The 11206-nt window shown below is 39.7% G+C and carries 8 protein-coding genes and 1 tRNA gene; 5 read left to right on the top strand and 4 right to left on the bottom strand.

From position 1 onward, the window contains the following. Positions 1-10 precede the first annotated feature (10 nt). On the bottom strand, positions 11-2233 hold the full coding sequence (locus tag V7K98_RS20505) for a patatin-like phospholipase family protein (protein WP_335025107.1): 2223 nt from the start codon (positions 2231-2233) through the stop codon (positions 11-13). A 757-nt stretch (positions 2234-2990) separates the two neighbouring features. Beyond that, the gene (locus tag V7K98_RS20500) at positions 2991-3914 is read right to left on the bottom strand and encodes a metallophosphoesterase family protein (protein ID WP_335025105.1); all 924 of its coding nucleotides are present in this window, start codon (positions 3912-3914) and stop codon (positions 2991-2993) included. A gap of 135 nt (positions 3915-4049) precedes the next feature. On the opposite strand from V7K98_RS20500, the gene V7K98_RS20495 reads away from it, so the two are divergent. Continuing rightward, positions 4050-4919 carry a hypothetical protein gene (locus V7K98_RS20495; RefSeq protein ID WP_335025103.1) on the top strand — a complete coding sequence of 290 codons (870 nt, stop codon included), beginning with the start codon at positions 4050-4052 and terminating at the stop codon, positions 4917-4919. A gap of 102 nt (positions 4920-5021) precedes the next feature. After that, positions 5022-5855 (top strand): ATP-grasp domain-containing protein, encoded by an 834-nt coding sequence (locus V7K98_RS20490; protein ID WP_335025101.1) that lies wholly within the window; start codon positions 5022-5024, stop codon positions 5853-5855. 273 nt (positions 5856-6128) lie between these two features. On the opposite strand, the gene V7K98_RS20485 is transcribed toward V7K98_RS20490, so the two are convergent. Then, a tRNA-Pro gene (locus tag V7K98_RS20485) sits at positions 6129-6202 on the bottom strand. A gap of 136 nt (positions 6203-6338) precedes the next feature. Here V7K98_RS20485 and lipA point away from each other — a divergent pair. The 3 genes from lipA to V7K98_RS20470 all read left to right on the top strand — a co-directional run bounded on the left by lipA (position 6339) and on the right by V7K98_RS20470 (position 9481). Beyond that, entirely contained in the window at positions 6339-7217 is an 879-nt protein-coding gene (gene lipA / locus V7K98_RS20480; protein WP_335025099.1) for a lipoyl synthase, read from the top strand. A gap of 54 nt (positions 7218-7271) precedes the next feature. Further along, complete coding sequence (locus V7K98_RS20475; protein WP_335025097.1) at positions 7272-8198, top strand: NAD(P)H-dependent glycerol-3-phosphate dehydrogenase; 927 nt, start codon at positions 7272-7274, stop codon at positions 8196-8198. A 470-nt stretch (positions 8199-8668) separates the two neighbouring features. Next, on the top strand, positions 8669-9481 hold the full coding sequence (locus V7K98_RS20470; RefSeq protein ID WP_335025095.1) for an alpha/beta fold hydrolase: 813 nt from the start codon (positions 8669-8671) through the stop codon (positions 9479-9481). 128 nt (positions 9482-9609) lie between these two features. Here the strand turns inward: V7K98_RS20470 and V7K98_RS20465 are convergent, their stop codons facing one another. Further along, on the bottom strand, positions 9610-11094 hold the full coding sequence (locus tag V7K98_RS20465) for a CIA30 family protein (protein WP_335025093.1): 1485 nt from the start codon (positions 11092-11094) through the stop codon (positions 9610-9612). Between the last annotated feature and the right edge of the window lie 112 nt (positions 11095-11206).

The raw sequence follows: 11206 nt of genomic DNA, 5'->3' as shown, positions 1-11206 counted from the left end.
ATATTAAGATTTATTTTGATAAAATCTCACATAACTCATCGATTTCTTGATTTTTTTCTTGAATCAGGATATTACCTAAAAGTTGTAACTGCCGCAGATTTTCTAGCTTGGCATTATCTATTGCTTCGAGTTCACTTTTTAAGAATGTTTGGAATCGATAATAAGAAGATTTATTACCTTTGTTGCTAGACTCAAACAATCTTTCTAATTCTCCTGCGACTACTTCACTTCCACCATCAAGCACAATATTTAAGAGTGGGTTTGCCCATTGTAATAGTCCCCATTTTTTCACTTCGTCATAGGGATAAACACTTGTTAGAGAACCAGCACCCAATGATACTAATAAGATATCCTCTATATTCAGAACCTGTTTGTTTTCTTGTTTACTAATTTGCGCTTCTAAAATAGCCAAGTTAGCTGGATTATTGGCGATTACTCCGCCATCAACTAAAGTATAGAAGCCGTTGGGATTATGGGAGCTAGAAACACGATAGGGAGCAAAATAAGTCGGAGTTGCAGTAGTTGCCAATGCCGCATCGGTGAGGGTAAAGCCTAAGCATAACTTGCGAAACTTTTTCGATTCGGTCTGTTGTTTTTCTAGCTTGTTGGTAAAGAATATCGGAATTCGCTGCTCGATATCGTAGCTAGTGACAAAAACTTCTTTGAGATTATTTTCTAGAGGACTATCACCAAAATATTGCCTAATAATTTCTTCTCTTCCCTCCGAAGAATATTTCGGTTGAACGAATATATCTTCTATCTGACCGAGTACTTTTTCCCAGAATGGCTCGTAAAATATTTCAGCCCCATACTCAAGATATATTTGCAGGAGATCCTCTGCACTATATTGGGCGGTGGGTGGGCTATCAGGTACGTCTAAATTTAATTTTGGTTTAGTTAACCCGAGTGCCAGAATTCCGCCGCTAGAAGTTCCAGAGATTAAATCGAACAAACTAAAAATCGGCTTTTGTGTCCGCTTTTCAATTTCTGCCAGGATCATTGTGGGGATAATGCCGCGAATACCGCCTCCATCAATGGCAAGTATTTTATATTTGGGATTGGCTTTAGTATTCATAGTTTTTTGCGATCGCTCCTGAGTTGATGTTTGTGGTTGTTGTTGAATATTGACTGCAACTTCGCTTTCCCCTGTTTGGTCTGTTTCGGCTTTTTTCTGTGCTATTAAGGGGACTATTGGGGATGAAATATTGGTAGATTTTTCGCTTTGTTTCTTTGTACCTTTTTTTGCTTTTCTTTCTTCCACTGGAGACACTGCGCTAACTTCTACAGCAGGAAGCTCAAGGGATACTGAATTAGCAATTGCTTCAACAGAAACAACTTCTGTAACGGACTGAGTTGTTGCTTCTACTTCAACAGGAACAACTTCTGTAACCGACTGAGTTGTTGCTTCTACTTCAACAGGAACAACTTCTGTAACGGACTGAGTTGTTGCTTCTACTTCAACAGGAACAACTTCTGTAACCGACTGACTTGTTGCTTCTAAACTACTAGTTGTTTCACTATTGGATAATTGTGGAGTTCCCAATGGAATTTCTACTAAATCCCAGCGAGGACTACCACGCAAGGTTCCATTATGGGCATTTACTGTCTGATCTTGTATAGTCGGCCCCTGTCTTTCATTTAATCTCCAATAAGCTATCAATCCTGGTTCATTCCCAACTAGAGGCTGATAGCGATGCTTTTTGATTTCCACTGGAGGACAGGGGTAATTCCAGACGCTAATGTTAGCTAATTGACCTGTGAAATATATGTGATTGTGTAAAGTCGCGCCCAGAGTTACAGAACTAGTTGCTTTATTTAGAGAATCACCTGTAAGATAGCCAAAATACTCATGCTCATCAAGATATACGCTCAATTGACCTTTGTTAAAAACAATGGCAAAAAAGTGCCATTTTTCAACAGTTAATTCTCCATTTCCAAAGGTTTTGATAACATTGTCAATTTTCTCATCAATGTATATATCTAGGTTTCCTAATTCACTAATACCGAACTCAAAATTATCACTATATCTATCTGAAGAACGCGCAAAAAAAACATTCCGTGTCCCATAAGTAGTAGCTTTATTTGTTAGCTGATGAGGATTTACCCATCCCGAAATCGTAAAAGCTGAACTTCCCTCAGCAAAGACACCACCAAAATCATTTTTACCAAAATCTATGTAATCATCTTTGCCATCAAATGTAATTACTGATTGACTATATACATCATTTGCCACAATATTTTAATCTCCACAAATTAATTAAATCTAATTTTTGAAAATACTAATAATACAATCAATATTAGTTTTTACTATTTTAGATTGTAAATTGTTTAAGCTTATAAACTAATGATTTTAATTTTTAAAACTTCGAGGAGTTAAATTAATTAGCTTTTTTTACTTAAAGTATATAAACTAGCCTTACAAATAGTCTCAGATTTATCAAAAAAATGCAATAGCAGCTAAAACCAGGTAATTTAATAATTAAGTAGACAGTTAAGACAGTTAAGACAGTTAAGACGGTTAAGATAGTTAAAAGTTAAGACAGTTAAGACAGTTAAGACAGTTAAGACGGTTATTAAAATATTTAAAAGAGTTAAGAAATAATAATGAGAATCTGTAAATTTTTTGCAGCTAAGTTCGGCAATTTTTTTTATGACTGGAGTTTGAACTACTTCCCGGTTTAAAACTCCAAACCTTTACAGCAGAGCTATTTGATTTTAAACGTAGACATTTGAATTGTGTAATGCAGCGTTCTTTTCTGATCAACCCATGAACTCTCAATACTGCGTAGGTTTTGAATATTCGTAGGTTGGGTTGAGGCAATGCGTTACCCAACAAACCCCGAAAAATGTTGAGTTTCGTTCCTCAACCCAACCTACACATCGGCACAATGTACCCATTTCTCAGTAGAACCCCATATCTTTAGTTGTCGTGGTTCTATGAGCTTGGTTTTCGCTATGTATATATTGTATCAGAATATGGATTGCTTAACTCATGACTGGAAGTCACGAGTGTGCAGCTTGCAGAAATCAAAAACGCGATTATTAGTAGCGATCGCACTTATTTCTATTCTATCTTTATACACCTCATAAGAGGCAAAACTTAAATCACTGGTAGAATACTCTGTCCACCCAGAACGCCCTACAGGACGATTGCCAGCACCTGCACCACAAATTAAATAAGTTGTCCCATTAATAGCACGGGTGCGTTCATAATTATGTTCATGACCATTGATATAAAGCTGAACACCGTATTTTTGAAATAGAGGAGTGAAAGTTTTAATAAAATCTGGATTACTCCCATACTGACCCGATGAATAAATCGGATGATGGCCAAACACTACTTTCCAAGGGGCGTTACTAAGACTTAATTCTTTTTCTAACCAAGTTAGCTGGTTTTTCCAATCAGCATTACTGTTAGTATCTAAAGCAAAAAATTGCACAGTTGCACGGCGAAATGTATAATAACGTCCCTTCATATTAAAGCCAGCATACTTGACTTGTGGCTCACCATTGGCAGTACGAATATCATGATTACCTAAACAAGCCTGAAATTTCACACCTTGTTTTAGCAAAGCCTTATAGGGACGCTCAAAAACTTCGCCGATTTTCTCAATTTCACCGTTATTGTAAATATTGTCTCCAGCTAAAACTACTAAATCATAAGGATTTTGTTTGTGATAGGCATTCATTGCCCCAGCTACAGCATACTGTCCTTTAGCCCCAGTCCCTGTATCAGCCACAGATACAAAACGTAATAACAAGTCTTTTTTCGGTGGGTTGGCGGCTATAGCTGTTGTTGAATCGGTAATATCAGCACTTTGATTATTTTGACGAACTAACATCCAGCCTAAAAATCCTGCACCAATGGTACTGAGACTGCTTAAAAATAAAAATTGACGGCGTTTTAGGTTCATAACTCACCAAATTTAATAAATAGTCAGTTTTCGCACAAGGAATGTGCAATGAAATGATAGATTAATGCAAAAGAGGCAGCATCAGTAATAATGTACGTTGTTTGTCTTTGATTCGCTGCTTTTGGTGAAAGTTCCATGTCACAAGACAATCAGTCAAAACCGACGGATAAGCCGGTAACTCAACCTCCCCAAAAACCTTACCAGAGAGTTCAGCCAATTTGGAAGGCTAAAATTATCCAACTTCTCCGAGGGACGATTGGGGTTTTAGAAACAACAGTGGACAAACTGGAGACAGCACCCCCACCGGGTACTGAGGAAACACCCAGTTTTTTCCAGCAACTTCAGTTGCGATGGGGTGGGTTGTTAAGGACAATCCGCTTATTTTTTCCATCAAATTTGTCAACAAAGTTATCAGATACAGCTTTGACGGGAATTGTGACTGGAATTGCTGTAATTTTCTTATGGACAACTACTACTGTATTGACTGGTAAACCTACTGAAGTAGCCACAGTTCCACCTGTTGAAGAGGTTCCTGCACCAACACCAATGATAACTAGTCCACCGGAGTCAGTCGTACCAGAACCGCAGCCGCCACAGCCACCAGAGGAAATTACGCCGCCGCCAGAACCGGTAATCAAACCGGTAATCAAACCGGTAATAGAACCAATTCCCACGCCGACACCAGTCATAGAATTGACACCAGAACAAGCCTTGATTGCGGCTATTGAAAATCAGGTGGCTGAAACTAGCGATCGCATTGCCTCTGGTCTGATAAAGTCAATTAAAGCCAACTTTCGCACCAGTAATTTAACTATCAAAATTAGTGACGATTGGTATACTCTCAAAGAATCTCAGCAGGATAATCTAGCTGCGGAGATATTACAACGCTCTCAAGAACTTGATTTTACTCATTTAGAAATTATCGACTCCCAAGATAAGCTGATAGCACGTAACCCAGTTGTTGGTAATGAGATGGTGATTTTTAAACGGCAAACAACTTCGTAATTCGTAACTTGGGGAGTATATTATAAAAAGCGTTGATTTGATATCCACAAATTGATTTTTGTCAAAACTTAATTTCAAATATTTCAAATATTTCAAATATTTATGTTAGACAACCTTTCGCTATTGCTCAAAGCTTGTGAAAACTTAAACATTAACTATGAAATTATTCATCCGACTGAAAACTTAGTAAAAATAAAACTGAATAATAAACAACATTATTTTTGTAATTATAGTACTCCCATAATAAATCAGGCATTAGCACAAATTATCAAAGATAAGGAATATACCTACCATATTTTAAAGAAAAAAGTTAAACTTCCTAAAACTGTAGGTTTTCTTTCTCCTTTTTGTGATCTCCAATATAAGATTTACTTAAAATTTCCCAGCTTTGAAGATATTATATTAGAAATCAAAAACAACTTTGAAACGCCCGTAATTGTTAAACGTAATTCTGGCTCAAGTGGACATAACGTTTTTTTATGTCAGAATACAGATGAAGTTAAAACTGCTTTAAAAGAGATTTTTAATATCAATAATAAAAAGTATGATTACGTTGCGATCGCTCAAGAGTTTATTCACATAAAATCTGAGTATAGAGCCGTTTTTTTAAATAAAGAGTTAGTTTTGCTCTATGAAAAAGATATAACTAATGCAAAATTTGCAGGTAATCTCAGCCCTCTCCACTGGGATGGTGCGAAAGCAAAGCATATCAACGATCCGCAAATATTGTTAGAGATTGCTAATTTCGCTAAACCAATTTTTGAAGAATTAGATATTGATTATGGCGGTTTAGATATCGTCCTAGATCGAGATAACCAATATTGGTTAATTGAAATAAATTCTCACCCTAATTACAGTATTTTCACTAGAGACAATGGAGAGGAACCTGTGTTGAGAATTTTTGAAAAAATGCTCGTTAGTCTAGCCTCAAAATGAAAAACTACACGCCACTTGCGGGATGGAGTTTTTGGGCATGGGGAACAGGGCATGGGGCATGGGGAAGAAGTTACCAATGCCCAATGCCCCATGCCCAATGCCCAATGCCCAATGCCCCAAGAGACGGGGCGACTATTCCCTCTCTACCCACAAAGAGATTGAGTTTCCCGTCGCTTTCAATAAAAAAATCAGGAATCCAATAGTAGAATTCTTGGCTATAACGACATTAATCTTTTGACGACGACAAATAAAGTGTTATTTGACACAAGAAAATCGGGATGACTGGATTCGAACCAGCGGCCCCTTCGTCCCGAACGAAGTGCGCTACCAAGCTGCGCCACATCCCGCCACAAAAATGGCATTATAAATTAAGAATATCATAACCCATGCCAAATCAGAGAGTTACATCTATATATGATCGCTTCATCCAAGACTTTGCTTGCTACGATTAAATTTGTATAACTCTAGTGGTAAAAGCGGATTGTGACTGTAAAACCAGACTGGTTGCGGGTAAAAGCACCTGGGCGTGAGCGCGTCGGTAACGTTAAAGACATTTTGCGGGATTTATCTCTCAATACAGTTTGTGAGGAAGCGTCCTGTCCGAATATTGGTGAATGCTTCAGCGCTGGGACTGCCACGTTTTTGATTATGGGCCCGGCTTGTACACGCGCTTGTCCCTACTGCGATATCGATTTTGAGAAAAAACCCAAACCACTAGATCCCACGGAACCTACACGACTGGCAGAAGCTGTTCGCCGCATGAAACTTAATCATCTGGTAATCACTTCTGTAAATCGAGATGACTTGTTTGATGGTGGCGCATCTCAGTTTGTGGCCTGTATTGATGCGGTTCGCTCTGTTTCACCTAACACCACAATTGAGGTGCTAATTCCTGACTTGTGCGGTAATTGGAATGCTCTAGAGTTTATTTTACAAGCGGCACCAGAAGTATTAAACCACAATACCGAAACTGTTCCACGCCTATATCGCCGAGTGCGTCCCCAAGGAAATTACGATCGCACATTAGAATTATTGCAGCGATCGCGCCAACTTTCTCCCAGCACATACACCAAATCCGGGATCATGGTTGGACTCGGTGAAACTGATACCGAAATTCGCCAAGTCATGCAAGACTTACGAACCGTAGATTGTGATATTTTGACAATTGGGCAATATCTCCAACCCAGTCAAAAACATTTACAAGTAAATGAATTTATCAACCCAGAACAATTTGCTGCTTGGAAGGAATTCGGCGAAGAAATCGGATTTTTACAAATTGTCTCTTCACCATTGACAAGAAGCTCATATCATGCAGAACAAGTCAGGGAATTAATGGAACGTTATCCCCGCAGTCAATTTTAGATTTTAAATTGCCAAGAGAATGGGGTGATTGGGTGATGGGGAGAATGTTAATTAATGACTAATTCAAAATCTGTAGCAATTCTGGGTGCGGGTGCTTGGGGTGCATCTCTGGCAAATCTCGCCACAGCAAACGGTCATCAGGTGCGCGTGTGGTCGCGTCAAGGTTCCCCAACTCTCCAAGCAGTGTTAGAAGATGCCCAAATAATCTTGTCCGCTATCTCAATGATTGGTGTGAGAGATGTTGCTTCTCAAGTTCAGTCTTTCCCCCTTTCTCCAGAGGCAATTTTTGTGACGGCAACGAAAGGCTTAGATCCCCAAACCATCTGTATGCCGTCGCAAATTTGGCAAACACTATTTCCTAACCATGCAGTGGTTGTTTTGTCTGGGCCGAATTTATCTAAAGAAATTCAACTAGAGTTACCAGCAGCAACGGTAGTAGCCAGTAATATCCCCACGGCTGCGGAAGTAGTGCAGTTAGTATTTTCTTCTCATCGTTTTCGGGTATATACCAATCCCGATCCCTTGGGGGTGGAACTGGGGGGCACACTGAAAAATGTGATTGCGATCGCAGCTGGTGTATGCGATGGTTTACATCTGGGAACAAATGCCAAAGCTGCTTTAGTCACCCGTGGACTTACAGAAATGGTTCGCATCGGTAACGACTGGGGTGCAAAAACGGAAACATTTTATGGATTATCGGGTCTTGGAGACTTGTTAGCAACCTGCAACAGTCCTTTAAGTCGCAATTATCAAGTCGGCTACCAGTTAGCTGGTGGCAAAACACTTCAAGAAACTCTTGCAAATTTACCAGGAACTGCTGAAGGAGTGAACACTTGCCAGGTTTTGATGCAACGAGCCAAGCAACAAAACATTCCGGTTCCAATTACTGAGCAAGTTTATCGGTTACTTCAGGGTGAAGTCACACCCCAACAAGCACTTGATAAACTGATGCTGCGAGATATAAAACCAGAATACAACTAGGGGACTTCCAAATAAAAAAATATCCCAAATTTTCTTGTGGGATGGGCATCTTGCCCGTCCCCAATATTAGGACGGGCAAGATGCCCATCCCACAAATGGATAATTTATTTCTTGGAAAGCCCTAGTGACATCTCTTACACTGATTGCAAGCAATACAGTGTAGGCATCTGTGCGACTCCCGGTATCCCGTCGGACAAAAACTTACGCTTTGTTTAGACTGCACGGGATGCCCCACCGCACAGTTGAACAAGTACAAAGATTATCCGACTTGCACACACCATCGGCACGTACCCAGAGTACTGATAAGCATGAATGATAGGATATTCGGGGAACTAATGGCGATCGCAGCCACTGCCAACACGATCAATCACCTCGCCAACGGCTATCAAATTCCGGTGAATGAGAGAGTGAAGACATAGTAGTGTAGCCTTATCCATCCGTTCAGATCGGGTTCAGCAAAATTATTGACTATGCCAAAGATTCAGATTAACGGGATTGATTTGTTTTACGACATTAAGGGAACAGGTGAGCCTTTACTATTAATATCTGGCTTCCTTTGCGATCATGCCTATTGGTCATTGCTCATGCCATCGCTGGTTTCGCAATATCAAGTGATTCGCTTAGACAACCGAGGTATGGGACGAAGTTCTGCTCCCGAAACCCCCTATAGTCTGAAACAGATGGCTAATGACGTTGCAGCATTGCTCGACCATCTTGCGATCGATAAGGTACATCTAGCAGGTCATTCAATGGGTGGTCAAATAGCGCAAGAGTTAGTGTTAGCACATCCCGAAAAAGTAAAAAGTCTGATGCTACTTTCATCGTTGGCAAAGGGTGATAGATTATTTAACAGCATCATTGAGACTTGGGGCGAACTCTGCGCTAATGTAGACTTGAAACTTTATGAAAAAGTCGTCTTACCCTGGATATTTACAGATACCTTCTACTCGATTCCTGGAATGATTGAAGGTCTAATCGAATTTGCAATCAGATATCCTTTCCCACCAGCAACTCATTCACTTCATCATCACAGCCAAGCCATGCTTGACTTTGACACAACAGATCGCCTCCAACAAATTCATTGTCCTACCCTAGTTCTAGTTGGTAAACAAGACATTCTTACCCCGCTAAAGTTTTCCCAGCAACTTGCTCAAGGCATTCCCAACGCTGAACTTGTAGTCCTTGACAGTGGCGGTCATGGCTTCTTAGTTGAGTCGCCAGATACTGTGATTTCAGCCATGCTTAACTTCCTACGAAAGTTGAAGCCAGCTTACATTATGTAATCAATAAAACTGCTTTTATAGATATATTTATTAGTATGGCTACAGACTATAACTGCCTCCGGCTTCCCTCTCCTTACTAAGGAGAGGGATTGAGAGTGAGGTTCGATCTTATATTTAATTACGCCTACCTACTTATCCTTTATTAAATTAGAAAATAGCTCCTGCCAATCGATAGAGCTAACAGTATTGTCTGCCTGTTTTACCTCAAAAGTAACATTAGAAGCTTTCGCTAATTTTAACGCTTGTACACAAAGTTCTGCCACATCCTCACGGCTGATTTTGCCCTTAATATTATCACCTTGCTCGAATATTAATTCCTTACCACCTGATTCTTCAGTTAAAGCACAAGGTCTAATAATTGTATAAGGAATTTTGCTTTCTCTTAAACTATCTTCTCCCTTTAACTTCCAAGTTAAAATTCCTCCCAATTGGTCATTTAATTTCACTGCTGGCGGTTCTTCATCTAAATTAATACCAGGGCGGCCGGGACGAGTTACGCCTGCTGAACTGACTAAAACAAATTGTGGTAAAGTTGTCCCGCCATAAGCTTTAATTGATTCCAACTCCAAAGTAAAACCACCGGGGAAAAATTTGGGATTTAAAGCACCATCGTGTTCAAATTTGCTCAACATCAGTTGGAATGAAGAAATTCTATTATGCTCAAGTGGCGGCGCATCTTTGACAGTTTTTGCCCGAAAGACGGGAATCAAATCTGCAAAGGGAATATGAACATCTATCCAGGTATTAGCTACAGTATCGAAAGAATAGCTATACCCAATGCCATCCCATTTTGCATCTGTCCGTAAAAATATTTTATAACGTTGACCGTCACCTTTGACGCGCAATTTTACACCTTCATAACCGGATAAGTTGAAGGGTGGATCAAAATTCTTAGTTCTGATAGAAGCAAATCCACCAGAGTTGGCTGTGGAGACATTACCAGCAAACAAAGCTGCATTTTCTACTAATTGGATATTACTCGCACTCACGCCACCCATAACGACATCATCCAGCGCCCCCCAGTAATCTTTTAATTCTGCTGATGGTTTGGTGAAATCAAATATTACTTTTTCATTTGCTTGGGGTAGATATTTTGCAGCTGCTTGGACTAAGTTTTTGACACCTTGATATTCAACATTTTCTGGAGTGTCGCCAACAATTTCGGGCTGGTAAAATTTAACACCTTGATAATATTTTTCTCTATCTGCTGTGTCTCCTTCTACTGGTTGTACGCGCACTGCTGTGCAACAAACTACAGCTTGGATATCAGCCATAACTAAAGAAGTTAAAGTTTCTGGTTGAGTGATATCCGCAACTACTAAGTCTATATCATTACCAAGAATTGACCGCGCTTTGTCAATATCTCGAACTAGGGCGCGAACTTTATAACCTCGTTGGAGCGATCGCTGTACCACTCGTTTACCTACACCACCTGTTGCACCTGCTACTAATATTACACCCACGTTTCTGCCTCCATTGGGTCTATCTTGATTATCATTAGGACGACCTTGGATTAACTGCTGTACCCAGTTAAGGAAAGGAATTACCTCAAAGTAAGTCAGGGTTTCGATAAACCTGCCTAAGTCCCATTGAGAACGATTTTTGTCAGTCATATTTGCGTCCTCATAACTTTCTTCAGTTTAGCCCAATGAGCTAGTTATGTTGTTTTTAAGCCAGTACCTACAAATAATTTCTGTATAAATTCGGTCTAAGTGTCGGTTGAGA

The sequence above is a fragment of the Nostoc sp. genome (assembly GCF_036917435.1).
Classification (GTDB): domain Bacteria; phylum Cyanobacteriota; class Cyanobacteriia; order Cyanobacteriales; family Nostocaceae; genus Nostoc.
The sequence above is the reverse complement of the archived record's forward strand: the minus strand, read 5'-3'. Positions and strand labels throughout refer to the sequence as shown.